This window comes from Saccharopolyspora sp. SCSIO 74807 (assembly GCF_037023755.1).
GTDB lineage: Bacteria > Actinomycetota > Actinomycetes > Mycobacteriales > Pseudonocardiaceae > Saccharopolyspora_C > Saccharopolyspora_C galaxeae.
The window spans coordinates 864,075-889,200 of sequence record NZ_CP146100.1 but is presented as its reverse complement, the minus strand read 5'-3'; the positions used below and the strand labels follow the sequence as shown (position 1 = coordinate 889,200).

Annotated in this window: 20 protein-coding genes; 12 read left to right on the top strand and 8 right to left on the bottom strand. The window is 69.9% G+C overall.

The features are described 5' to 3' along the window. Window positions 1-370 precede the first annotated feature (370 nt). A complete protein-coding gene (locus tag V1457_RS03745; RefSeq protein WP_200068526.1) occupies window positions 371-1,312 on the bottom strand; it encodes a GlxA family transcriptional regulator in 942 nt (313 codons plus the stop codon). Between the two features lie 107 nt (window positions 1,313-1,419). Here V1457_RS03745 and V1457_RS03740 point away from each other — a divergent pair, with 107 nt between their 5' ends. Together V1457_RS03740 and V1457_RS03735 are read left to right on the top strand one after the other, a co-directional pair. Beyond that, on the top strand, window positions 1,420-1,731 hold the full coding sequence (locus V1457_RS03740) for a putative quinol monooxygenase (RefSeq protein ID WP_200068527.1): 312 nt from the start codon (window positions 1,420-1,422) through the stop codon (window positions 1,729-1,731). A 776-nt stretch (window positions 1,732-2,507) separates the two neighbouring features. After that, window positions 2,508-3,833 (top strand): ISL3-like element ISPfr2 family transposase, encoded by a 1,326-nt coding sequence (locus V1457_RS03735; protein WP_338600248.1) that lies wholly within the window; start codon window positions 2,508-2,510, stop codon window positions 3,831-3,833. Window positions 3,834-3,907: 74 nt separating this feature from the next. On the opposite strand, the gene V1457_RS03730 is transcribed toward V1457_RS03735, so the two are convergent. Further along, window positions 3,908-4,438 carry a tyrosine-type recombinase/integrase gene (locus tag V1457_RS03730; protein ID WP_338600246.1) on the bottom strand — a complete coding sequence of 177 codons (531 nt, stop codon included), beginning with the start codon at window positions 4,436-4,438 and terminating at the stop codon, window positions 3,908-3,910. A 79-nt stretch (window positions 4,439-4,517) separates the two neighbouring features. Here V1457_RS03730 and V1457_RS03725 point away from each other — a divergent pair, with 79 nt between their 5' ends. Together V1457_RS03725 and nhaA are read left to right on the top strand one after the other, a co-directional pair. Continuing rightward, on the top strand, window positions 4,518-4,679 hold the full coding sequence (locus V1457_RS03725) for a hypothetical protein (protein WP_233626616.1): 162 nt from the start codon (window positions 4,518-4,520) through the stop codon (window positions 4,677-4,679). Window positions 4,680-4,763: 84 nt separating this feature from the next. Then, on the top strand, window positions 4,764-6,578 hold the full coding sequence (nhaA, locus tag V1457_RS03720; protein WP_200068530.1) for a Na+/H+ antiporter NhaA: 1,815 nt from the start codon (window positions 4,764-4,766) through the stop codon (window positions 6,576-6,578). 57 nt (window positions 6,579-6,635) lie between these two features. Here the strand turns inward: nhaA and V1457_RS03715 are convergent, their stop codons facing one another. Next, window positions 6,636-7,091 (bottom strand): DUF4186 domain-containing protein, encoded by a 456-nt coding sequence (locus V1457_RS03715; RefSeq protein WP_154076178.1) that lies wholly within the window; start codon window positions 7,089-7,091, stop codon window positions 6,636-6,638. 87 nt (window positions 7,092-7,178) lie between these two features. Between V1457_RS03715 and V1457_RS03710 the strand changes: the two genes are divergently transcribed. Then, the gene (locus tag V1457_RS03710) at window positions 7,179-7,919 is read left to right on the top strand and encodes an alpha/beta hydrolase (protein ID WP_200068531.1); all 741 of its coding nucleotides are present in this window, start codon (window positions 7,179-7,181) and stop codon (window positions 7,917-7,919) included. A 1,227-nt stretch (window positions 7,920-9,146) separates the two neighbouring features. Beyond that, on the top strand, window positions 9,147-9,713 hold the full coding sequence (locus V1457_RS03705) for a hypothetical protein (protein ID WP_338600230.1): 567 nt from the start codon (window positions 9,147-9,149) through the stop codon (window positions 9,711-9,713). 667 nt (window positions 9,714-10,380) lie between these two features. Here V1457_RS03705 and V1457_RS03700 read toward each other — a convergent pair. After that, window positions 10,381-10,983 (bottom strand): DUF4232 domain-containing protein, encoded by a 603-nt coding sequence (locus V1457_RS03700; RefSeq protein WP_295151058.1) that lies wholly within the window; start codon window positions 10,981-10,983, stop codon window positions 10,381-10,383. 506 nt (window positions 10,984-11,489) lie between these two features. Between V1457_RS03700 and V1457_RS03695 the strand changes: the two genes are divergently transcribed. The 4 genes from V1457_RS03695 to V1457_RS03680 all read left to right on the top strand — a co-directional run bounded on the left by V1457_RS03695 (window position 11,490) and on the right by V1457_RS03680 (window position 15,542). Then, on the top strand, window positions 11,490-13,547 hold the full coding sequence (locus V1457_RS03695; protein WP_338600225.1) for a peptidoglycan recognition family protein: 2,058 nt from the start codon (window positions 11,490-11,492) through the stop codon (window positions 13,545-13,547). Window positions 13,548-13,761: 214 nt separating this feature from the next. Further along, a complete protein-coding gene (locus V1457_RS03690; RefSeq protein ID WP_200068534.1) occupies window positions 13,762-14,244 on the top strand; it encodes a hypothetical protein in 483 nt (160 codons plus the stop codon). Continuing rightward, window positions 14,237-14,566 carry a transcriptional regulator gene (locus V1457_RS03685; RefSeq protein WP_200068535.1) on the top strand — a complete coding sequence of 110 codons (330 nt, stop codon included), beginning with the start codon at window positions 14,237-14,239 and terminating at the stop codon, window positions 14,564-14,566. The genes V1457_RS03690 and V1457_RS03685 overlap by 8 nt, the downstream gene beginning before the upstream one ends. A 295-nt stretch (window positions 14,567-14,861) precedes the next feature. Then, entirely contained in the window at window positions 14,862-15,542 is a 681-nt protein-coding gene (locus tag V1457_RS03680; protein WP_338600220.1) for a helix-turn-helix transcriptional regulator, read from the top strand. 207 nt (window positions 15,543-15,749) lie between these two features. Here the strand turns inward: V1457_RS03680 and V1457_RS03675 are convergent, their stop codons facing one another. Continuing rightward, the gene (locus V1457_RS03675; RefSeq protein ID WP_338600217.1) at window positions 15,750-18,428 is read right to left on the bottom strand and encodes an AAA family ATPase; all 2,679 of its coding nucleotides are present in this window, start codon (window positions 18,426-18,428) and stop codon (window positions 15,750-15,752) included. 209 nt (window positions 18,429-18,637) lie between these two features. Here V1457_RS03675 and V1457_RS03670 point away from each other — a divergent pair, with 209 nt between their 5' ends. Together V1457_RS03670 and V1457_RS03665 are read left to right on the top strand one after the other, a co-directional pair. After that, complete coding sequence (locus V1457_RS03670) at window positions 18,638-20,008, top strand: LuxR C-terminal-related transcriptional regulator (protein WP_338600214.1); 1,371 nt, start codon at window positions 18,638-18,640, stop codon at window positions 20,006-20,008. A gap of 315 nt (window positions 20,009-20,323) precedes the next feature. Further along, entirely contained in the window at window positions 20,324-21,403 is a 1,080-nt protein-coding gene (locus V1457_RS03665; RefSeq protein ID WP_338600211.1) for a HAMP domain-containing sensor histidine kinase, read from the top strand. A gap of 207 nt (window positions 21,404-21,610) precedes the next feature. Here V1457_RS03665 and V1457_RS03660 read toward each other — a convergent pair whose 3' ends face one another. The 3 genes from V1457_RS03660 to V1457_RS03650 form a co-directional block, all read right to left on the bottom strand. Next, a complete protein-coding gene (locus V1457_RS03660; RefSeq protein WP_338600208.1) occupies window positions 21,611-22,978 on the bottom strand; it encodes a hypothetical protein in 1,368 nt (455 codons plus the stop codon). A gap of 247 nt (window positions 22,979-23,225) precedes the next feature. Continuing rightward, the gene (locus tag V1457_RS03655) at window positions 23,226-24,350 is read right to left on the bottom strand and encodes a HAMP domain-containing sensor histidine kinase (RefSeq protein ID WP_338600205.1); all 1,125 of its coding nucleotides are present in this window, start codon (window positions 24,348-24,350) and stop codon (window positions 23,226-23,228) included. Continuing rightward, complete coding sequence (locus V1457_RS03650) at window positions 24,347-25,087, bottom strand: response regulator transcription factor (RefSeq protein WP_338600202.1); 741 nt, start codon at window positions 25,085-25,087, stop codon at window positions 24,347-24,349. Before V1457_RS03650 ends, V1457_RS03655 begins: the two co-directional genes overlap by 4 nt. Window positions 25,088-25,126 lie beyond the last annotated feature (39 nt).

Sequence of the window (25,126 nt, the reverse complement as noted above, 5' to 3'; positions counted from 1 at the left end):
GTCGGCCGGGCGCGTCGGTCCGCAGATAGACGTCGAGGTCTCCCGACGATGGAGGTTCCTACGCCATCCATCCGAAAGACCTCGACGTGTCCGACGCTACCCCGCCGGCCGGGTTCGGCCGCCCTGACCTGACCGCCTTCGCGGCTCATCCCAATCGACCCTGATCGGGTCTGCTGACCCCCTCGACGAGAACGCAGCGACATCACAGCCACCCAACCCCGACCGTCCGGGAAGCCGGGGCACGTCACATGGCCTGTGCTGCGGGCGTGTCGAGTGGGTCGTCCAGGGGCGACGCAGGAGCGTCGACGCGACGTGCTGAGAGGTGGTTCCAACCGAGCGCTAGGACACCGGCTACAGGCATGGCGATAGGTCAGGAACGGCGTCGCTCCCTGCGCAGGAGGGAGCGCAGAGTCTCGGCGTTCGCGTAGCCGACCCGTCGCGCGATCTCGGCGGAGGTGAGGTCCGTGGTTGCTGAGAGGTGCCGAGCTCGTTCGATGCGAAGCCGTTGGACGAAGCCGAGCGGAGTGAGGTTGAGCGCCGCACGGACTCGTCGTTCGAGGGTGCGCCGGCTGGTGCCGAGCGACTGCGCGACGAAGGCGACGTTGAACGGTTCGTCCAGGCGGACGCGCACGAAGCGTTCGAACTCGACGACGATCGAGTCCTCGTGCCGGAGATGTTCGTAGGCGACGAAGGCCGCCTGCGACGGGCGCTCGTCGATGATGAGGAGCTTGGCGACATGTTGGGCCAGGTCGTGGCTGATCGATCGCACGAGTGAGAGCGCGAGGTCGATGTGGGCGAAGGCGGCGCCGGCGGTGACGAGGTTCCCGTCGACCACGACCATGGTGTCGAGATCGAGGGCGACGGTCGGATAGCGCTTCAGGAACTCCGGCCCCAGGAACCAGCTGGTCGTCGCCCGCCGATGATGCATCCGTCCGGTCTCGGCGACGGCGAACACGCCGGTGCACGCCGCGGCGATCCGGGTGGTCGCGTCGTCGAGGCGCCCGAGTGAGGCGATGACCGAACGAGCATCTCGGCTCTGGAGGGCGTCGTGGGTCGCGGCGGCCGTGAGGGTTCCAAGCGCAGGGACGACGACCACGTCGAACTCTCCGGACTCCGACAGCGGGTGGTCCACCGACAGGGTCATCGATGCCGTCGTGGTCACCCGCCGTTTCGGTCCGAGGATGGCGAGTTCGATCGGGTCGATCCGCGGGTCGACATCGCCGCGGGCTCCGTCGGCCACCCGCACGATGTCGATGACCGACGCGACCGCCGAACCGAAGCAGCCGTCGATCGCGATCAGTCCGATACGCATGGCGCGAACAATAGCAATACTGCCGTATACGCCACTCCCCACCGGCCCTCGCTCGTCATACGCTGAACTCGCCCCACGAAGAACCCCGACTTCAAGGAGAACCCCTCATGTCCACACCCGCATCACTTCCGTATGCCTTCGTCGCCAAGATCGTCGCGGCTGATGGACAGCACGACGCGCTCGCCGATCTGCTCGCCGGCGCTGTCGCACTCGCCAACGAAGAAGTAGGAACGATTGTCTGGTTCGCGGCTAGGACCCACGCCGACACCTTCTGGATCTTCGATGCATTCCCCGACGAGGCCGCTCGCGACGCCCACGCCAACGGCGCCATCGTCGCAGCCCTGATGGCCAACCAGCACCTCCTCGGCGCAGCACCCGAGATCATGGCGGCCGACGTCCTCGCGTCCAAGCTCCCGTAGTCCGCCAACGCACGAGACGATCGCGCCCCGCCGAGCCGTCGGACCCGACCGCCTCGACACCCGCACCACGTTGACGATCCCCGACGGGCCGATCACGAGGAGGCCAGGCAACACCAGGCGCAAGCCTGGAGCGGCACTGTTTCACCGGTGGTCATCGAGAGAGCCAGCGCGGTTCCATGGCAGCGCAACTGTGTCAACTTGCCCTCCGTCCCGCGAGGCGCCGTGGGCGGGTCGTGGTTGCGATCCGTTGCCGTGACGGGAGACGCGTTGCGCGTCGCAGCGATGACGGGTCGTTGGCGTTCCGGGGCGTTGCGTTCGTGCGCGCCGCGCGTGCGGCATGGAGCATCTCGCTGCGCACACAACGATCGCTGCGCCGACGCACCGTTGACACCTCGCACGTCCAGGTCGCGACACAACGCCACGCTGCGTTGCCGAGCGGAGCGAGGCATATCGGCACACGGACAGGATGCCGGCCGCGAGCGCTCAGCCGGCGAGGGGTCCGTCGCAGAGGAGAGCGACGTCGGTGTCGGGCAGAGCCGTGAGGCCAGCGCATTGCGCGACCACCAGAACCGAACCGCCCCTGCCCTGCGTTTGCGCAGGTCAGGGGCTGTTCGCCGGAGCCGCCTGTCGGAATCGAACCGACGACCTAATCACGTCGGCTTTGCGGGCTCTTCCCAGATGAGGGTGTAGGTCGGCCGGGCGCGTCGGTCCGCAGATAGACGTCGAGGTCTCCCGACGATGGAGGTTCCTACGCCATCCATCCGAAAGACCTCGACGTGTCCGACGCTACCCCGCTGGCCGGCTTCGGCCGCCCTGACCTGACCGCCTTCGCTCGACTCGACGGCCTCGGTCTGAGCGTGACCGGGCAACGACTTGAACCGGATCGTGCGGTCCTCGCGTGCCGCGTGGTGGAACCAGATCAGTCTTGCCGACGGTGCGGCAGCGAAGGCGCTGCTCGTGACACCGTGATCCGGCGGTTGGCCCACGAGCCGCTGGGCTGGCGACCGACCGTGCTGGAAGTTGTAGTGCGCCGCTACCGCTGTGCCGACTGCGGACACGTGTGGCGCCAAGACACCAGCGCCGCGGCGAAGCCACGCGCGAAGCTCTCGCGCACCGGGTTGCGGTGGGCGCTGGAAGGGATCGTGGTCGCACACCTCACCGTCGCCCGTGTCGCCGAGGGACTCGGGGTCGCGTGGGACACCGCCAACAACGCGGTCCTGGCCGAAGGCAATCGGCTGCTGATCAACGACCCCACGCGGTTCGAGGGCGTGAAGGTCATTGGCGTCGATGAGCACGTCTGGCGCCACACCAGGCGTGGCGACAAGTACGTCACCGTGATCATCGACCTCACCCCGGTCCGCGATGGCGCCGGCCCAGCAAGGCTGCTGGACATGGTCGAGGGCCGGTCGAAGGCGGCGTTCAAGACCTGGCTCGCCGACCGCGACGACGCCTTCCGTGACGCGGTCGAGGTGGTCGCGATGGACGGCTTCACCGGGTTCAAGACCGCCGCTGCGGAGGAGATCCCGGACGCGGTCACGGTGATGGATCCCTTCCACGTCGTGCGCCTGGCCGGTGACGCCCTCGACAGGTGTCGGCGCCGGGTCCAACTCGCGATCCACGGGCACCGTGGGTTCAGGGACGACCCGCTCTACAAGTCGCGGCGCACGCTGCACACCGGCGCGGACCTGCTTACCGACAAGCAGAGCGACAGGCTACGCGCGCTGTTCGTTGATGACGCTCACGTCGAGGTCGAGGCGACCTGGGGTGTCTACCAGCGCATGATCGCCGCCTATCGCCACGAGGACCGGCAACGTGGCCGCGAGCTCATGGAGAAGCTGATCACCGACCTCAGCGCCGGCGTCCCCAAGGTGCTCACCGAGCTCACCACCCTGGGCCGGACCCTGAAGAAGCGAGCCGCCGACGTGCTCGCCTACTTCGAACGACCCGGCACCAGCAACGGGCCGACCGAGGCGCTCAACGGACGGCTCGAACACCTGCGCGGCTCCGCGCTCGGGTTCCGCAACCTGACCAACTACATCGCCCGAAGCCTGCTCGAGACCGGCGGCTTCAGACCCCAACTCCTACACCCCCGATTGGGATGAGCCGGTTTGTGTTCACTGTGCGGGTTTTTCAGTGGCGGGTGGGGCGCTGATCTGGGTATTCGTGTCGGGCTGGTTCAGTTTGTTGGTTGAGGCGGGGTGGGGTTTGTGACCGTGAGTTGACCGGGTGCCGGGGTGCTGGGTGGGTTGGTGGTGCGGGTTCGGTGGAGTGCGGTGAGGGCGGTGTTGTGGGTGTGGGGGAGGGTGTGGAGGTAGCGCTCGGTGGCGCGGAGGCTGCGGTGGCCGAGGCGTTCGCGGATGGTTTCGAGGTCGGCGCCGCCGGCGAGCATCCAGGATGCGTTGGTGTGGCGGAGGTCGTGGATGCGGGCCGGGTGGGTGAGGCCGGCGTTGGCTAGTGCGTGGTACCAGATGTTTCTGCGGAACCAGCTGCGGTCGAGGTGTTGGTCGTGGCGGGTGCGTCGGTGGCGGGTGGGGCGGTCGTGTCCGTGGGCTCGGCGGTGGCGGCGGTAGGTGGCGATGGCGGTGCGGCAGTGCTGGCAGCGGCATCCGGTGTTGTAGCGGGTGGCGGTGCCGTGCCCGGCGGTGCCGTGCCCGGCGGGTGTCGGGGTGGTGGCGGTGGCGGTTTCTGTGTGGGGGTTGGGGGTCATGGTGGGGGTGCCGAAGAGGAGATCGTCGGCGACGAGGTCGGTGTTGGGTAATGTGGTGTTGGAGGGCGGTGGTGAGTTCGTGGGTGAGGTGGAGTTGGCGGTATTCGGTGATTTTGGGGTAGTGCTTGACGACGAATCGTGTTCCGTCGGTGTTGGGTTGGTTGAGTTCGACGACGGCTCGGCTGATGGTCGCGACATGGAGGATCTCGTAGTGGATCGTGGCGATACCGGTACTCCGTGACGTGCGCCCGTTCTGCTGTCCGATGGTCGGAGTTGTCAGGCAGAATTCAGCATTGTGCCTCACTCAAGACCATCTCCGCTGAGCATGACCGGATGGCTCCGCACGGAGTCGGGATCGGCGGTGCTCCTCACCGTCGTCACAGCGGTCGCGCTCATCTGGGCGAACTCGCCGCTCTCCTCTTCCTACTTCGAGCTGTGGCATCAGGGCCTGGGCTTCGACGTCGGCCCGTTCGGGCTGCACATGGACCTGCACCACTGGATCAACGACGGCCTGATGGTCGTGTTCTTCTTCGTCGTTGGGCTCGAGGTGCGTCAGGAGTTCGCCCACGGGGCGCTGAGGGACACCAGCCGTGCCCGTCTCGCCGTGATCGCCGGGGTCGCGAGTGTGGCTCTCCCCGCGCTGGTGTACGTCCTCGTCGTCGGTGCGGCCGGTGCCGAGGGCATCGAAGGCTGGGGAGCTGTGGTCGGCACCGACACCGCGTTCATGCTGGGCGCGCTCGCGATCGTCGGCCCTCGCCTGTCCGGTCAGCTGCGCGTCTTCCTCCTTACCCTGACGGTGGTCGACGACTTCCTCGCGGTGTCGATCATCGGCATCTTCTACAGCGAGGAGATCCGCATCGTCCCGCTGCTGGTCGCCCTCGCGTGCCTTCTCGCGCTGTGGCTGCTCGGACGCTCCCGCCAATGGAGCGCGGCTCCGTACGTGCTGATTGTCCTCGGGCTATGGCTGGCCACGCTCTCCTCAGGCGTCCACGCATCGCTCGCGGGGATGATCGCTGGCCTCCTCATCCCCGCGTACCCGACGCGGCGGCACAAGGTGGTCGCCGCCCGGCAGCTGTTCCGCGACTTCTGGCAATCGCCGAGCGCGTCTTCGGCCCGTGCCGTCGGCCGGGGGCTGTCTCGGGGCGTCTCGGTCAATGAGCGCCTGCACGAGTACCTCCGGCTGCCCACCGCGCTGCTGGTTGTGCCGATCTTCGCCCTGGCCAACGCAGGGGTGGACCTGCGGGGCGGGCTGCTCGTCGACTCGCTCGGCTCGCCGGTCACGTGGGGCGTCGTCGCGGGGCTCGTGCTCGGCAAGCTCTTGGGGATCGGGCTCGCGACGCTTTTGGCCGTCCGACTGGGTGCGGGGCGCCTGCCGGAAGGCGTCGGGATGGGCAGCGTGTTCGGGGGCGCGGCGCTGTCGGGCATTGGTTTCACCGTGTCACTGCTGATCATCGGGCTCGCCTTCGGCACCACCTCCGACCTCGGCCGTCAGGCGACTCTCGGCGTGTTCGTTGCTATGGTGCTCGCTTACGTGCTGGGGTGGGCGATCTTCAAGGTCGCCGCCCGCAGGTGGGGCGAGGAGACCGCGGATCTGCCGATGACGCTGGAGCCGCCGGTGGATCCGGAGGTCGACCACATCCGCGGCCCGGAGGACGCCCAGCTCACGCTCGTGGAGTTCGTGGACTTCGAGTGCCCGTTCTGCGCGCACGCCACCGGCTCTTGGGAGGATCTGCACGAGCGCTTCGGCGACGACCTGCGCTACGTGGTGCGCCATCTTCCGCACCACCCGCACGGGCCGATCGCCGCCAGGGCGGCCGAGGCGGCGGCGAATCAAGGCATGTTCTGGCCGTGGCTCGACTTCGTGTTCACCCGCCAGCACGCCCTGGAGCGCGACAACCTCGTCGACTACGCGGTCGAGCTCGGCCTCGACGTCGAGACATTCACCGAGGACCTCGACAGCGCGGAGGTCGCCAAGCGAGTCGAGCGAGACGCCGCGAGCGCGGCGGACAGCGGCGCGCACGCCACTCCGACCTTCTTCGTGGAGGGCTGCCGCCTGCTGGGCAGCTACGACGCGCGCACCCTGACGGCGATGCTGGAGTCCAGCCGCCGTGGCACCCGCACCCAGGAGATCCCGGCCTGAGCGCCGGACGAGAGGGGACGACCTGCGCACCGCAGGTGGTCCCCTCACCGAAGGCTCTCAGAACAGGGTCGGAGGCGGTGGCGGGGCACGAGTCGAGCCCGCCTGACTCTCGAGCTCGATCCACCTGCAGATGACGTGGACGACGTATTCCCGCTCACGCTCGCTGAGCTCGTGCCCCCGGATGATCTCGTGGTTGATCTGCAAGCACTTCCTGCAGCAGGTCGCGGTGGCGTGCTGGGCGCGGAAGACGGGGTGTCCGCCCCAGGGGGTCTGTCTGCCGTCCTTCTGCGGGTGCGCCGGGGCGAGCCGCGCGTCGATGAGCTCCTTCGCGTGCCGAGCGATGGTCTCCGGTCCGCGCGACGCGGCATAGGCGAGCTCGGGAGGGCGCAGGTGGAACTTCGCGCGGAAGGGGATCCGGGCGATGCGCGCCAGCCGAGCGTCCAGCCGGTCCTGGTCAATGGCCGTGCCGACATGCTCCGAAGCGTCGCCGGGATCGTGCGCACCCTCGGTCATGAGCCAGGTTCCGAGGCGGCCTGGGCCGGCGTCCCTTCCAAAGCGGCGATCTCCCGGTACTCGCCTGACAAGGGCGATACCGGCCAAGTGGGCGGGCAGAACAAGTGCGACTTCGTGATCGGGAACAAGAACGCGGACAACAGCACTTCGATCCGGGACATAGCCAGGGATCTCGCCAACTACATCCACGACAACTACAGCCCGGGTAATCCCGTCGACATCGTGGCGCATTCGATGGGAGGGCTGATCACGCGTGTCGCGGTGCTCGGCACTTACGAGCACTGGGAGGGGTTTCCGGAGAGCGTGTTCGTACAGGACATCGTGACACTCGGCACGCCGCACCAGGGCGTGCGAGGTGGGTGCCCGGAAGACAGTTGGGCCTCGGACGGTGATCCGTGCAGGCAGTGGAACCAAATGGTGCCCAGCGACGCCGGCGGCTCGGGGTTCATCGACAAGCTGCACGAGTCCGAGCCCGGTGCTGGTGACCGCGGCCTTGACGACGCGTGGGCATCTGGCATCGACTGGAGCTTGGTCGGCTCGGAGGAGGATCCCACGGTGTCCTACCGCTCGGCGATCGATCAGGGCTACTTCGCCAACCAGAAGTACGGCTACGACGAAGACCGCAACAACAACGGGAGCCAGGACTGCTGGTCACCGGAGGAAGTGGACCACCAAACGATCCGAGAGCTCACCGGATCCGGAGGCTTCTGCCTGCGCTACTGGCACGACGGTAGCGACGGAGGTCCCTACACCACCGACAACGGGTGGTCTCCGCTGAAAACGGCCTTTAAGGCCGCTACCCACGATGGAGACGACTTGCCGAGATGACCTCACAGAAGGGGGGATGCCGCCGGTGGGCTCCCCCTTGGGTGTGGACACCCTGATTCTGGGTCCTGTGGGTCCTGTGGGTCCTGTGGAGGAAGTGTCCTTGGTGGCACGGAAGTCGAAGTTTCGCGAGGAGTTCAAGCGGGACGCGGTGGCGATTCGGAGAACCTTGAGTCGATGGGCTCGTTGATCACTGAGGAGTAGGAACTGGGGGCCGAGCTTGCCGGACGGGCTGCGCGCGAGTTGTGCGCCCTGAAGCGATCTCCATTGTCGTGGGAGCAGAAATCTGGGAGGATTTTGGGAGGATAGATGTGCGTCGAACTGCACTCAACCGGATATGAGCGGTCGCAACAGCGTTGTTTCCACCTGCGGATTCTCGATTTTCGCAGGTCGGGCGGCTGCGGCTGTCTACCTTGACACGGTAGAGGTCACTGGTTCGATCCCAGTATCGCGCACCATTTTGTTGCCGGTCGGCGGTGTGGCCAATGATTTTGGTGGTCCGAGCACGGGTGCGTGTTCAGTTGACCGTGATTCGACCCCTGGACGTGCTGCAAATTTGGGAAGCACTCGCCCACCAGTTTCCGGAGCTGATCGCACCGCGGAAAGACGCACAGGTGAGGTGATCCGGGCAGGGCCCGTTGCCCGAACGGACAAGGCCGCCGACGCGGGCAGCTCTCGCTGCGCAATCCCCGCTGTTCAGCCGGAATGAAGAGGGGGCGACCGGCAGCGGCGGCACCGCGGGAAGGCGCCCGGGTGGCGCGTTCGGGCAGCGCTGCTGCCCGAACGTGCAACGGAGATCGGCGCGGTCGGTGGAAGTCGCGGCGGGGCTTCGGCCATCGGACCCGTCGCGGCCCCGGATCGGCGCAGCTGGCAGTTCCCTGGTGCGGTGGTGAACATCCGGGCCAAAAGAGGTTTTCCCTATTCGTGGCCGTGGCCCGTGGTGGCCCGACGCGGCGGTGCCGGTCGGTCATCGGCGGCTGCTGGGTGGTCTGAGCTGGGCTGATCGAGGTTGCGGGGGCGTGCGGGACGGCGTTGCGACGGAATTCGGTGGTCTGCGAGGTCCCGTAGGGTGCTGGTCGCGCTTTCTCGCGCAACCCGATTTCATTCGGGGTGGTCCTTGTGGCGGCCACTGGTTGAGTTCCCGTGACGTGATTCACGGCCGGTCAACCTGGCGGCGAGTTCGGCGTCCTACGGACGAATACTTGGAACGCGGTTTTTGGGGAGAGAACGATGCGTAAGGCGTTGATCACCGGCGTGATCATTGCGGGGCTGGGGCTTTCCGGGGCGGCCTGCGGAACCAGCGGCGAATCGGCACCCGATCCTGGTCAGGCGGCCGTGAAGAAGCTGCCGCCGCAGATGGAGCCGGGTGCTCCGGGCGATGAGAACGGCAATGGTCAGCTCGATTCGAGTGAGACGCCGGATAACCCGGATGCGTTGCCGCCGCAGATGGAGCCGGGTGCTCCGGGTGACGAGAACGGCAATGGTCAGCTGGACTCGAGTGAGACGCCGGATAACCCGGATGCGTTGCCGCCGCAGATGGAGCCGGGTGCTCCGGGTGACGAGAACGGCAATGGTCAGCTGGACTCGAGTGAGACGCCGGATAACCCGGATGCGTTGCCGCCGCAGATGGAGCCGGGTGCTCCGGGTGACGAGAACGGCAATGGTCAGCTGGACTCGAGTGAGACGCCGGATAACCCGGATGCGTTGCCGCCGCAGATGCAGCCGGGCGCTCCGGGCGACGAGAACGGGAACGGTCAGCTCGACTCGAGCGAGACGCCGGACAACCCGGACGCATGATCGGCGTTCGCACCCTCGCGTGATCGGTGTTCGCGAACACCACGAACGGCGCGAGTTCGCGGATCCGCTGCCGACACCACGTCGGCAGCGGATTTTTGCGTTGGGTGTCCTCCGGCGGCAGCGGTTCCGGACGGCGGGACGGTCCTTGGCGAACAGCCTCCGGCCCGTCCGGATCACGCCGGAGTCGCGCGCCTGCGCGGTTTCCGCGCACCCACCGAGTTGAGGTTCACGACGCAGCGGCCGGTGGGATGTCCCAGGCGGCGCATCCGCCGCCGGCCGAACCGGGCAGCACGGGCGTGGCGATCATGGCGGTGCGGAGGATTCCGATGGAATCGCGCGGTCGCAGTGCCGCGCAGCAACATGTACGGCACTCGGGAGTTCACGGTTGCTCCCGCGAATGCTTGTAGTGGCCGGTAGCGCGCGAGCCGTTCCGGCTTGCGGGAGGCCGCACCGCTCCGCGGCCGGCCATCGCAGATCACCGGGCCATCCAGATCACTGGGCCATCCAGATCACCGGGCCATCGCGAGCACTCCGGTGGTAACGCTCGGCCGACGCGTTCACTCCGGCACCGGCCGATTCCCGTCGCCCCGACGAATCAGCCGGGAACGGCCGCGACACAACGAACCCCCACCGGTCGCCCGGTGGGGGTTCGGCCGTGCGGTGCGGATCAGAGGCCGACGTTCAATCCCTGATCGACCGGCTGCATGGTGCCGACGCGGAGGCCCTTGACCGCGAGGCTCGTGCCGGTTTCCGGGTCGCTGGGCGAGATCTCGTCCACGTTGGCGCCCGAACCGTTCATGTTCGAAGCCTTCGCGTTGAAGCCCGTGGCGACCATGGCGTTCGGGTCCGACTTGTCGGTGAGCTCGAACTTCACCCCGGCGTAGGCGCTCTTGCCCGGGTCCACCACGAACTCCTTCGGCGCACCGGGGACGTCGGCGTTCTGGCTCGGCACCTGGAACTCCTCGTCGTCCATGGACTTCGGCGTCAGCACCGGGTAGCCGTCCACCTGGCAGGGCTTGTCCGAGGTGTTCTTCATGCTCAGCACGTACGACCCCGGCGCGTGCTGCGGCTGGGCATCCAGCCGGTAGGCGAAGTCCGCAGCCGTGCAGTCGCTGGACTTGCCGATGTCCACGGCACCCGGGGCGTCTCCTTGCTGGCTCTCCGGCGCCACCGCGGAGTTCGTGGCCGCCTGGCCGCTGCATCCGGCCAGCAGCAGCGCCCCACCGACCAGTGCCGCCGCCGCGCTTGCCGTACGAGTCCGCTTCACCATCGTCAAAACCTTTCCGGAGTGTGCGAGCGCGGTGTTCCCCTGCGCTTTTTCTAACCGTAGGACGGCTGCTCGCCGATGAGGTTGCGCATCGCTCGAAAAAATTCGAAAACGGCGCTGACCTGCACTGACGACGGTTCCGGTAAGGTTGAGCCGGAGTTGCGGAAGTCACTCCGATGAATTGGAGCGGCGGTTCGTGAGGGATTTCCCCGAGCGGCTCGGAAAAGCTCGGCGGGGCTGTTGAGCACGGCCCCCGCCGACATTTGGCCGCGCGCGCCGTTCATTTTGTGCACATCACTTGCCCGTTCGGGTCGCAAAACCGTTCGGCGGGTGCGGAATCCTTGCCGAGATCGCTAAGGTGCGGCCTGCGGCCTGCCGATCCCGGCGGCCGCGCGCGGGCGCCGCGCATCCGAGCGACCCCGCAGCACGAGGTCCGCGCGCCGGTGGACGCGAATTCGCCGTGGCCCCGCGCGCGTCCGAGCATCCGCACGCGAACCGCGAGGGACGATGTGATCACTCCAAGACGCCGCTGGGCGCGGTCGGTGGTGGCGACAGCGCTCGCCGCCGGGCTGCTGACCGGCGCGAGCCAGTCCGCGTTCGGCGAGCCGCGCACCGCGCAGGCGCCGAACACCGAGGAACAACGCGCGTTCGAGTCCGCCGCCGAGGAATTCGGGGTGCCCACCCCGCTGCTGATGGCGGTCTCGTACCAGCTGACCAGGTGGGAGAACCACCACGGTGAGCAGAGCAAGGCCGGCGGGTACGGCCCGATGCACCTGACCGACGTGCGCCCGGAGCAGCTGCGCGCCGACAACCCGAAGCTGCTCGAGCAGGCCGCCGACAACCCGCGGCTGCACACCCTGCAGAAGGCCGCCGGGCTGGTCGGCTCCGACGCGGATCAGGTCAAGCGGGACATGGCGCAGAACATCCGCGCCGGTGCCGCGCTGCTGGCCGACCGCGCCGAGGAACTCGACGGCGGGAAGCTGCCGGAGAACATCGGCGGCTGGTACCCGGCGGTCGCCGAGCTCAGCGGCAGCCCGCAGGCCAGCGGTGCGCGCTCGTTCGCCGAGGACGTCTACGACGTGCTCGGGCAGGGCCGCAAGCGCACCACCTCCACCGGTCAGGAGCTTGCCTACCCCAAGGTCGCGGACGTGCGGCCGGATCGGGACCTCGCGGGCACCGGGCTGGAAGGCACCGGAGAAGAAGGCACCGGAGCGGAAGGCACCGAAGAGGCGCCGTCTGCGGAACCAAGCACGAGCCAGGACCCGGCGGGTGACCGCTCGCAGACCGGGCAGGACTCCGCCCGGACGTCCGAGCAGCCCAGCTCGTCGCAGCAGAACTCGGACCGGCAGGCGGAGTGCCCCGACGACGTCGACTGCCGCTACGTCCCGGCCGCCTACGAGCCCACGGACCCGGAAAAGCCCGCGGGCTCCTACGGCAACTACGACACCGCGAACCGGCCGCAGGACGTCAAGATCGACTCGATCGTGCTGCACAACACCGAGCTGTCGTACCAGGCGACGATCTCGGCGTTCCAGAACCCGGCCAACGCCAGCGCATCGCACTACGTGGTGCGGTCATCGGACGGCCAGATCACGCAGATGGTGCCGACCAAGGACATGCCGTGGCACGCGGGCAGCTGGGACCGCAACATCCGCTCCATCGGCATCGAGCACGAGGGCTGGGCCGCCGAGGGCGGCACCTGGTACACGGAGCAGATGTACCGGTCGTCGGCGAAGCTGGTGAAGTACTTGGCGGACAAGTACGACATCCCGCTGGACCGCACGCACATCCTCGGCCACGACGAGGTCACCGCGGAAACGCCGAAGAAGGCGGGCCTGGAGCACTACGATCCCGGCCCGTTCTGGGACTGGGCGCACTACATGAACCTGCTCGGTGCGCCGCTGGACGATGCCAGCGGCGGCGCCGAAGAAGACGTCGTGACGATCTTCCCGAACTTCGCCGAGAACCGTCCCGAGGTGCAGAACTGCCCGGACGGCAACTGCGAGGTGCTGCCGAAGCAGGGCGCCAACTTCCTGCCGTTGCGCACCGAACCGCGCGCCGACGCGCCGCTGCTGACCTCGGAGGTGGTGCACCCGGACGGTTCTGCGGGCAGCACCCGGATCGAGGACTGGGGCAACAAGGCGGCCACCGGCAGGCAGTACGCGGTCGCCGAGCGCTCCGGCGAGTGGCTGGCGATCTGGTTCGACGGCAAGAAGGCCTGGCTGCACGACCCCGACGGCAAGAACACCGCGCCAGCCGATGACGCCGAGCTGGTGCGGGCCAAGCGGGATCGGATACCGACCTACGGGCGCGCGGCGCCGACCGCCGAGGAATACCCGGAGGGCGTCGAGCCGACCGAGCTGGAGCCGTTGCCGTACGAGGTCCCGGCTGGGCAGGCCTACGTCAAGGGCCCGGACGCGAAGGCGAAGGACTACCACGTGGCCTTCGACGGGGCGGACGACCCGAACAACCACAAGGTGGTCAACGGGTCGGAGGAGTTCGTCCAGATCTCGCTCAACCACCGCTGGGTCTACGTGAAGAAGGCGGACGTTCAGGCCGCTTCCTGACCGCTCCGGCCCGGCTGGGCGGCACTGCGGAAGAACCCCCATCGGCATTGCCGGTGGGGGTTCTCCGTTGTTCGGGGCGATCACCCCTTCTCCCCGGGGCAGGTACTTGCCTCGCGGGAAAGTGCTCATGTACTTTCCTTTTAGGCAAGTACATGAGACGGCGGCAAAGTCCGAGCTTCGCGGGCATCCGCAGACCGAGACGGGAGTGGCGATGATGGCGACCGAACCGACCCCGCAAGAAGCCTCCGACGCGCTGCGCGAGATCTCCGCGCGCAAGCAGCAGGTGACCGGCCGGAACTCGCAGCCGAAGTGGGTGCTGTGGGCGACGGCGGCGCTGGTGCTCGCGCTCGGGCTCACCTCGGACCTGAGCCCGCAGCTGCGGACGCCGGTGTCCTACCTGGTACTGGCGTTCGTGCTGGTGGTGTCCATCTTGTCGCGCTGGAAGCGCCTTGGTTCCGCGATCGGATACCAGCGATCGCCCAGCGTCCGCCCGGCGATGTCGGTGCGCACCCGGCTGCTGAACATCCTCGTGCTGCTGGTGATGATCGTGCTCGTGCTCGGGGCTTCGGCGCTGCTGCGCGATTCGGAGGTGCCGTACCCGGGCACCATCGCCGGCGTGCTGATCGTCGCGACGATGCCGCTGTGGCAGCGGTTCTTCGGCCACCGGATGCGCGGGTCGCGAGCGGATCATGGCTGAGCAGGGCGAACTGGACCAGGCGCTGCTGGATCCGACGCGGCTGTCGATCGTGTCGCTGCTGGCGGCCACGCACTGGGCGGAGTTCGGCTACGTGCGGGAATCGGTGCGGCTGTCCGACTCCGCACTGTCCAAACAGGTCAGTTCGCTGGAGAAGCTGGGCTACGTCGAGGTGGACAAGGGCTACGTCGGCAAGCGGCCGCGCACCTGGCTCAACCTCAGCCGCACCGGCCGGGAGGTGCTGACCGGGCACATCGCCGCGCTGCAGCGGATCGCCGCCGACGCGGGGGAGACCGGGGCGCGGCATCAGCGGCAGGCCGATTAGCGGCGCGGAAATCTGCCCGGCCGTTTAGTTCTCGGCTGTTCGCGGATAGCCGGATTCCGTCGGCGGTGACGCCGGTTCGTAGCCGATGTCGGCGGCGCGGACTCCGCGTCGTTGCGGCTTCGCGCAGTGCGTGCGGCCCGGGATTCCCGTCGAGGGGAATCCCGGGTTTTGCCGGGCGGTGGCGGTGCTCGCGCACCGGTCGGTATGCGTGCGCATAAACTCCCGAATGGGGTGATTCCGAGTGCGGTTCGCGGAAACGCCGAGAACTCGGAACGCGAGTGCGAGGGGAGCGCGAATGTCGACCGAAGCCGGCCCGGACACTTCTCCGGGAGCAATGCCCGCCGCGCCGGAATCGAAACCGCGCACCCGGGTGTCGGTGTGGGCGCCGGATCCGCTCACGCTGCTCGGGCTGACCGAAGCGCTGCTGGGCTCGTTCGAGGTGTTCGTGCCGGACGATCGCGATGCCGAAGCCGACGTGCTGGTCTTCGCCGCCGACCAGGTCACCGACCGGGTGGTGGCGAACATGCGCCGCGCCGCGGCCGGGTCCGCAGCGCCCGCGGTGCTGGTGGCGGGTGAGCTCGAAGCGTCCCGCCTGATGAGCGTGGTGGAGTGCCGGGTGGTCGCGGTGGTCTCGCGGGCGGCGGCCACCGAGCGCAGGCTCGGCGCGGCGATCGCCGCGGCCGCCGCGGGTGGTGGCGTGCTGCCGCCGAACCTGCTGGGTGAGCTGCTGCGGCAGGTGCAGGAGCTGCAGCGGGACGTGCTGGCGCCGCGCGGGCTGGACTCGGTCGGGCTGACCGCGCGGGAGGTCGAGGTCGTGCGGCTGCTGGCGGAGGGCTGCGACACCGAGGAGATCGGTTCGCGGCTGAGCTACTCGGAACGCACGGTCAAGAACATCGTCCGGGCCATGATGCGCAATCTCGACGTGCGCAATCGTCCGCAACTGGTCGCGCACGCGCTGCGCTGCGGACTCATCTGAGCGTTCCGCGTGCGCCGGAGTCGCTAGGAGCGAAGGTCTCGTTCGCCCCATTTCGACCGGGGCGAAAGTGCTCCGCGCTCCGCTGGTCGGCGAGAAATGCCGAACGCGCCCGCTCGGCACCGGAATTAAGCCGGGTCCCGGATGCAGGTCCCCGTTCTCCCGATCGTTCGCCGGCGCCGTTTTCCAGCGCTGGCGAATGCTGAGGTATCACGTCAGTTCGACGGAGAAATCGCCGTGCAGCAAAGCCGTCGCGAGTTCGGCGCGGGACCGGAAACCGGCCCGCTGGAACAGCCGGGTGAGCCGTCCTTCGATCCCTTTCTCGCTGGTGCCCAGGATCGTCGCGAGCTGCGCGTTGGTCAGGCCCTCGGCGATCAACGTGGCCAGCAGCCGCTCGTTCTCGGCGACCGTGGTGCCGCGCCCGGGGACGGTGACCTTGCGTTCCCGCATCAGCAGCCGCAGCCGCGCGCGCGGGATGAGCGCGTCGAGCTCGCCGAACAACTCGTAGGCGGTGCGCAGCATCGTGCCGCTACCGGCCGCGGAGCCGCCCACGGTGGCCAAAGTGCGGGCGAGTTCGCACGGGCGCTGCCGGGACTCGGCGAGCTCGATCGCCTCCGCCGCGGCCGCGGTGTCGCCGTGCACCAGGACCCGGCCCAGCAGGTCGTTTCGGCGAGCGGCGGAGTCGTCCAGCCGCGCCGCGACCTGTTCCAGCCGCGCGGCGTGCTCCCGAGCAGCCGCGTGGTCACCGCACCGCGTTTCCAGTTCGACCAGGGCGCGCAGCAGTTCGTCGGTGCCGATGAGCACGCCGTCGGCGTCCGCGGCCCGCAACGCCGAGGTCAGGTGCGCGCGAGCTCGGTCGGTCGCACCGGTGGTGCTTTCCAGCTCGGCTTCCGGGATGGCCAGCAGGTGCGGGAGCAGCAGGTGCTGTTCGCGGGCCTCCGCGATGATGGTGCGCGCTCGCTGCAGCTGTCCGCGGGCGACGAAGATGTCGGCCATTTGCCGGAACAACGCGGTGTGTCCGGGTGTGCCGCCCCACGCGGCGGCGGTGGCCAGGCCGGAACGGGCGTGCTCCAGCGCCTCGTCCCACCGGCCCGCGTGTCCGAAGTGGACCGCCCGCTCGGCCGCCACCTGCGCTCCCTGCGCCGGTTCGCGCAGTCCGCCGAACAACGTCAACGCCCGGGTCAGAATCCGGAGCACGTCCGCGGTGGTTCCGCGCCCCCGCGCCGAGCCGCTCCAGCGGGAGCGGCCCAGCACCGCCGCCGCCGAATCCAGCAGCACCCGGCCGAACATGCCGTTGGTGGACTCGGACGAGGACCACAGCGGAAGGTCCTCGACGAGCTCGTCGTGCGCCTGCGCCCACCGCCCGAGCAGGCACAGCCCGGCGGCCCGGGTGACCACGGTGGACGGAGAGCGTTCGGGGACGAGCTCACCCAGCGCACCGGTGCCCGCGGCCGCGACCAACCGCACGATCCGCAGTTCCTGCGCGGAATCCGGGCTCAGCTGCTGCGGATGGTCGCGCAGCACCTCGTCCGCGCTTTCCGCGGCCGACTCGAACCGCATGTGCAGTGCGCTGGTCACCGCATGGCGGTGCAGCACCTCGGCGCGCTGCCCGCTCTCGGTGCACAACCGCGCCGCGGCGCGGCCCCAATGGTCGGCGAGGTCCCCGCGCTCCGGCGGTGTCCGGCCGCTGAGCTGCACAAGCTCCGCCGCGGCCCGGTTCGGGTCGACCAGCCTGCCCGCGGTCGCCAGCCGCTCCGCCAAGTACTCCGGATCAGCGCAGGTCGCCGCGCCGTTCCACAGCGCGAGCACCGCGAGCTCGCTGACCCGCCGCCGCTCGTACGGGCCGAGGCAGGTCGTGAGCAGCGCACCCAGCGCGGGCACCCGGAACCGCCACTCGCCGGTCAGCACACCGGTCGCGCGCAGCGCTTTGAGCGCTTCGAGCACCTGGTGCTCTGGCAGGTCGGTCGCTCGGGCGATCAGCTCCGGGACGTTGCCGCGCAGCGGGTGCAGCACGGCCAGCGCCTTGAGCACCGGCCAGCACGGCGAACCCAGCTCGCTCAGCCCGGCGAACAGCGGGTGCGTGATCCGCACGGCGGGTCCGCGGCCACCGACCGGGCAGACCCGTTGGTCCACGATCCGCAGGCAGCCGGCTTCGCGGTAGCCGTCGAGCAGCGCGTGCGCGAAAGCGGGCAGCCCGCGGCTGTTCCGGCGCACCGCGCGCACCAGCTGCGGCGCCGGTTCGGCTTGCAGGTCGTCGGTGAGCAGCGCGCGCATCGCGGATTCGTCCAGCGGGCGCAACCGTTCCTCGTGCACGAGTCCGGCGTCGCGCAGCCGCGCGAGTTCGGCGGGTGCGCCCGCGGCGGGGGTGCGGAATGCGCAGACGAAAGTGACCCGGTGGCAGTTCTGCGGATTCACCATGCGGGCGAGTTCGGCCAGGCAGCCCGGCGCGATCCGCTGCGCGTCGTCGACGATCACCACCAGCGGCCCGTGCTGTTCGGTGTGCTGGGCGAGCAGTCGCGTCAGCGGGACGCGCACGGCTTCGCGCGGGTCCTTGCCGAGTTCGTCGGCGAGCCGGGCGGCGAGGTGCGCCACGTCGTGCTCCTCGCGGGTGATCCGGAGTTGCACGGGGCGCAGGTGGTGCGCTTCCACCCTCGCGCGCAGCCGCGCGAGCAGCGCGCTGCGGCCGGATCCCGCCGGGCCGAGCAGCGCCACCACGGGGGCGCTCGCCGCGGCGCGGCAGATGTCCAGCAGCCGTCCGACGATCTCTTCGCGGCCGGGCAACGGGGCGTCGGCGTGGTGCGCGAGTCCCAACGGCGTCACCCGCGGCGCGGCGGGCGCGGCCGAGCGCGTGATCCGGCGGGCCGGTGGCATCGAAGTCGAAGTGAGCACGTCACCAGTATTGCCATCGGGGCCGCAGGAAGCTGTATGCAAAGAATGAAGACTTCTTACGGATTCCTTAACCGCGGGTGCGATATTACGCATCTCTTAAATGAGTGCTTCGGTATTCTTGGCGGGCCCCGATTCCGCCGTTTGCGCCCGTAGGGTCCGGGCCATCGCAGCGAACACGCGGGCGCTGCCCGGAACGGGAACGGACGGCTATGGGTCGGGAACAGATCGCAGGTAGGAGCAGTGCGCTGGCGGCTCTGCGCGCTGCTTGGCGGGACGGGGCTTGGCAAGGCACGGCCACCCGATGCCACGGGCGGCTGGTGCTGCTGCGCGGGCCCGCCGGGATCGGCAAGACCCGGCTGATGGACGCGCTGGTCCGCCCGCGGCGGGCCGAGCAGCAGCGGGTGTGGGTGGACGGCCGTGCGGCCACCGACGCGCGCGGCCTGGACGTGGTGCTGGACGCGCTGCGCGAGGACTTCGACCGGTTCGGGCGCCGGGGGCTGGTCGACGCGGTCGACGCGCTGGCGCGGCTGCGCGCCCGCCCGGAATCGCCGGTCTCCACCGTGATCGGGGAGCTGACCAAGGTGTTCTCCCAGGCAGGCGCGCCGGGAGTGCTCGTCGACGACGCGCTGGAGATCATCGATCCGGCGCCGTTGCTGATCGCGGCTCGCCGGGCCGGTTGCGCGGTGGTCGCCGCGGTGCGCGACGACGCCGCGTCCGTCCCGATGGCGGCGGAACTGGCTGCGCTGGCCGACGAGGTGATCGACCTCGAACCGCTGAGCGCCGAGCAGACCAGGACCGCGGTGGGCGGCGATCTGCACGAGGACGTGCACCGGGCGTTGCAGGAGGCGTTGGGGCCGCTGTACGGCAATCCCGGCGCTGCGCTCGGTGCCGCCCGGATGCTGCGCGCGAGCGGCCGCCTGGTGCCCTCCGGCGACGGGTTGCGGCTGGCCGACGCCGCGATGCCCGTGCTGCTGCCGCCGGAGCACGAGCTGCTGCAGCGGATCCGCCCGCTCGGCCGCCTCGCGAGCAAGCTGCTGGCCGCGGCCGGCGTGCTCGGCGTGCTCGACGTGGACGAACTGCCGCAGGTGGCAGCCGCACTGCGCGAGGACGCCGGGGAGTGCGGCAGGCTGGTCGACCAGCTGGTGGCGCTGGGCGCGCTGGTCGGTGACGAGTGGGGCCGGTTCGGCTGCCTGTGCCCCGCGCTCGCGGCGACCGCCGCGGCTGAGGAGCCGGCCGTGGTCCGGCGGATGCGCGTCGGCACCGTGGTGCGCCCGATGCAGCCGCGCGTGCCCACGCGGTCGCGGTGCACGGCGGGCGAAGCCGTGCGGCCCGAACGGGGCTGGCCGGGACGGGACCGGCCGGAACGGGGATGGTCTGCCATCGAGGTGCGGATGGTCGAACTGATCGGCAGCGGCTGCACCAACCGCCGCATCGCCAGCGAGTTCGGGGTCAGCGAGAAGACCGTCGAAGCCCACCTGACCAGGCTCTTCGCCAAGACCGGCTGCCGCAGCCGGGTCGAGCTGGTGGCGGCGAACCTGCACGGGCGCGCAGGCGCCCCGGTGACCGATCGCGCGGTATGACCCAGCCCGGACTTCGACGTCCGAGGCGACCCGGCTGCGCGCGCACCGTCCGCGGCGGCGAGGAACAACCGCAAGCTTTGCGAGGAACAACGTGACGCAGCCGGGCAGCATCGCCACGCCGACTCAGCGGCGACGAGCCCTTCCGCGCGAATGCTCGCGCGACGGGAGCGGCCGCCGGGCTCGGTACAGCGCGGGCTTACCGCGGGGTGCGCCGAGCAATCCGCGCAGTTCGACCGGAGTGAACGGACTGTTCGTCCGAATAGATTGGGCGATCGGTCCGTTCATTCCGGAAGATCCGACCCGTGCGGCGCTGTCATGAACTGCTCTCCGTTGCAGGCCGTGCTGATCGCCGCTTGCGAGTCGAGCGGGGTCGGGCTGCTCGGCGCCGCGGTGCTGCGGTCGCTGCGCGGCCGCCGGGTCGAGCACCAGCTGGCCGCCGTGCTGGGCACGACCGTTGCCGCGTTGATCGTGAGCATCGTCGCGGCCTTGCTGATGGCGCGTCCCGCACCCGACGCGCAGGTCGCGGTGCTGGTGGTGTGCGCGTCCGGCGTGGTCTCGACCGGCATCGGGCTGCTGCTCGGCCGCTCGGTGCTGCGCGGACCCGATGCCCGCGGTTGCGACGGGCGGACCTCCGCGCTGGCCCGGCAGCTGGTCGCGGCCAACGCGGAACTCGCCGAGGCCAGGCAGCACCGGCGCGCCGCGGAAGACTCCCGGCGCCAGCTGGTCAGCTGGTTCGCGCACGACCTGCGCACCCCGCTGGCGCGGCTGCGGGCGATCGCGGAGTCCGCGCAGGAAGGCGTGCTCGTCGACCGATCCCGGTACTTGGGGCAGGTGCAGAACGAGGTGCGGCGGCTGACCACCCTGGTGGACGACCTGTTCGAGCTCTCCCGCATCCAGGCGGGCGCGGTGACGCTGACCCCGGCGGACGCGGCGCTGGACGATTTCGTCAGCGACGCCGTGGCCGAACTCGGCGATGCCGCGGCCGAAGGCGGCGTGCAGCTCTCGGCAGGCCGGATGGAGCCGGTGGTGGCGGTGGTCGATCACAAGGCGATGGCGCGGGTGATGCGTGAGCTGCTCACCAACGCGATCCGGCACGGCGGCGCAGCGGTCTCGATCGACACCTGGCGCGAGAGCGGTGGCTCCGCCGGGCAGCGGTGGGCGGTCGTGTCGATCAGCGACGAATGCGGCGGGATCCCCGAGCAGGACCTGGATTCGGTGTTCGAGGTGGGCTGGCGCGGCGGGCAGGTCCGCGAGGACGAGGGCGGCGGGCTCGGGCTCGCGATCGCGCACGGGCTCGTCGTGGCGCAGCGCGGGGAGATCGCGGTGCGCAACAGCGGCGGCGGATGCTGCTTCGAGGTCCGCGTCCCGCTTAGCGGCCCCGACCGCTCCGGATGACGCGACAACTCCGGATCACCCGAGCGCTCCGGATCACCCGGCCGTTCCGGATCACCCGGCCGTTCCGGGCGACCTGGCTGCTCCGGGCGATCCGGCCGTGCCGGGCGCCCCGGGCGATCCGGCCGCGCCGGACAACCCGAGCGCTCCGGACGACTCGACTGCTCCGGACGACCCGGCCGCTCCGGACCATCCGTCCACTTCGGACGCTCAGGGAGAGCTCGACTGCTCCTGCGGGAACGTGCCGCCGAAGCTGTGCATCCAGCCCTTCCACGGGCCTCCCGCGCGCTTGGTCTGGTAGTTCTGCTCCATCGCACCGTTGATGCCGATGCCGAACACCACCATGTGCCCGTTGACGTCCGGCGCCACGGCTTCCAGCTGGGTGAGGCTGCCGAGCAGCGTGAACGGCTCCGCCCAGCCTTCTTTCGCCATACCGACCTGGAAGCTGTGCATCAGCGACCCGTCCGCCTTGTTGATGGCGTAAACGCCCACCGTGTTGTGCGGGTCCGCGGCGACGAGCGGTTCGCCGGTGAACTGCCCCTTCCCGCCGAGCGGGCGCCAGTCGACCCACTCGCCGGAGGCGGGGCCGGTTTCGTTGGTGTGCCACAACGCCCCGTCGATGCCGACGGTGAACACTTGCAGCCGCCCCTGGCCGTCGCAGGCCACCGCGGGCGAGGATCCGGCGACCGCCCCCGGGAGCCGGTCGCCGGCATAGGTGTCGGGTCCGGTCTCGGTCAGCGTGTGCACCGCACCGCCCTCCCCGAGGGCGAACACCCGCAGCTTGTCGTGGATGTCCCGGAAAACCACCGGATCGCCCTGCACGGGCGGCAAGTCCAACCGCTGCGACTTGCTCCAATCCGCACCGGCGGGCGCGAGCTGGTGCGTCTCCCAGAGCGCCCCGTCGACGTCCCTGGCGAACACGACGAACCTGCCGTCCTGGGCCTGCATCGCGGCGGGAGTGCCCTGCAGCCGCTGACCGGGCAGCTCCCGCCATTCCGGCAGGTGCGCCGCGGTCGACGAGATGTCGTCCGCGAACAGCGGGCGGCCGTCCGTGCTGATCGCGAAGCCGGACATCTTGCCGTCCGCGCTCTTGGCGAGCACCGGTTGACCGACGATCTTGCGGCCCGGTGGCGTGTCCGCGGGGTGCCAGTCGACCGGTTGACTCCCGGGTTCGCGCTGGAAGGTGCGCTGGACCTCGCCGTTCCAGCCGCGGGCCAGCACCACCAGCCGGTTCGTGCTGTCCAGGTTCGCCGGCGCGGCGGGCATCGGTTCGGACAGCTGCGCGGGCGGCATCGGCGGTTCGGCCGGACCGCCGGCGGGGACACCGGGCGACCCGCTGCCGGGTAAGGAAGATCCCAGCGGGCGCAGGACGGTGAACAGCAGCGGCGGCAGCAGGATCAGCACCAGCCCGCTGACGCAGGCCAGCACCAGGAGTTTCCGGTCGCTCCAGCGGCCCTGCCGGGGTCGGCGGATGGGCATGGTGTGGTCGTTCGACCAGTCCGGCCGGTCGGCGGGCTGTTCGGCACGCCCAGCGGATCGGCCCCCTGGCTCCTCATCGGGCGCGGAGAACGACGGCACCGGGCCACCCCCACTCTGCGACTTAGCTGTGCGACACGTTACCGGGAGCGGGAATCTGCCCGGCGAGAACCTCGCCGTCCGCGCGAGTGCCACCGCCTGGTCTTCGTCTTGTGCCTGCTGATCGCTGGTACGCGACGTACCTTGATCGTAACAGTGCGCCTGCGCGCCGGTCATCGTTTCCTGCGGCACATGCGGAAGCCGCACGCCTGCCCGCGCGGCGAGATCAGTCGAAGGCCGCTCGAAGCGGTCAGGCGGTCACCAGCGGGAGCTGAACCTGGAAGCAGCAGCCGCCGGGGACGTTGTGCACCGACACCCGTCCCCGGTGCGCCTGCACGACGCCCTGCACGATCGCCAGCCCCAGGCCGCCGCCCTTGTTGTTGCCGGAGCGGCGCGCCGAGTTGCCGCGCCAGCCCATGTCGAACACCGAACCCAGGTTCTCCGGCGGAATGCCACCGCACTCGTCGGCGACCGAGACCGTCGCCCAGCCGCCGTCCGCCCGCACGTCGAGCGAGACGGTGGTGCCCTCCGGGCTGTAGTGCATCGCGTTGTTCAGCAGGTTGTTGAACGCGCGGCTCATCGTGCGCTCGTCCACCGAGACGGTCACCTGGTCGATCCGCGCGGGCCGCAGCGTCACGTTGCGCTGCCCGGCGAGCACCTCCTGCCCGGCCACCACGTCGCTGATCAGGTCGTCCAGCGCGAGCCGCTGCGGTTGCAGCGGCAGCGTGCCCGCCTGGATGCGGGAGAGCTCGAACAGGTCGTCCACCATCTCGGCCAGCCGGTCCGCGTCCGCCCGGATCTGGGCGACGTAGCGCGGCAGGTCGGTGGCGACCCCGTCCTGCACCGACTCGGTCATGGCCCGCATCCGCGCGAGCGGGCTGCGCAGGTCGTGCGAGATCCACGCGACGAGCCGCCTGCGGGACGCCTCGGCGGTCTGCTCGCGCCGCCGCGACTCGGCGAGCTTGTCGCTGGTGATGCGCAGTTCCCTGGCCAGTTCGGCCAGTTCCGCGGTCGGCGGGTCCTCCGGCGGCCGGAACTGCTGCGCGGTGCCGAACTCGCGGGTGGCGCTGGCCAGCCGGGCGCTGCCCGCCATCACCGACCGGCCCAGCATCAGGCCGATCCCGATGGAGACCGCACCGGCCACGCAGCTGGCGAGCAGGTCCACCCCGGCGGGCAGCTGCGCCGAGCGGGTCGCCAGCATCATGGTCAGCAGGCTGGTGTTCATCGCCAGCACCGTGATCACCACGACCGCGATCAGCGATACCCCGAGCGAGTAGCGCCGCAGCAGCCGCAGCACGACCATGCCGATCAGCCCGATGCCCGCCGATTCGCACAGCGAGATCAGCACGATCAGGGCGGTCTGCCAGGCGTTCATCGCGCCTCGGCGGGCGGGTCGAACCGGTAGCCGACGCCCCAGACGGTCACCAGCACCAGCGGGCGCGACGGGTTGTCCTCGATCTTCTCCCGCAGCCGCCGCACGTGGACGGTGACGGTGGAGGCGTCGCCGATGTCGTGCGACCACACCTCGCGCATCAGCTCGTCGCGGCGGAACACCTGGCCGGGGTGGTCGATCAGGTACGCCAGCAGCTCGAATTCCTTGTTCGTCAGCGTCAGCTCGCGGCCCGCCTTGGTGACCACGCGGGCGTTCTGGTCCACCACCAGGTCGCCCGCCCGGCGCGGTGCCGCGGCCTGCTGCGGCGGCATCGCCATGGTGCGGCGCAGCACCGACTGCACGCGCATCACCAGCTCGCGCGGGCTGAACGGCTTGGTGAGGTAGTCGTCGGCGCCCGCTTCCAGGCCGCGCAGCCGGTCCTCCTCCTCGCCCAGCGCCGTCAGCATGATCACGGGGGTGCTGCTGCTGCCGCGCAGCCTGCGGCAGAACTCGATCCCGCCGATGCCGGGAAGCCCCAGGTCCAGCACGATCAGATCGGGCCCGAGCTGGTGCGCCAGCTGCAGGCCGATGCCGCCGTCGGAGGCGACGACCGTGGTGTGGCCCGCCCGGTGCAGGTATCCGGTGATCACCTCGACGACCGTGGGGTCGTCGTCCACCACCAGGATGCGCGGTCCTGCGGTGGGCGGTGCGCCGTCCGGTCCGCTTCCCGGCTGCGTCATCTCCCGGTCCGTCCTGTCCCGCGTTCGATCCTCGGTTCG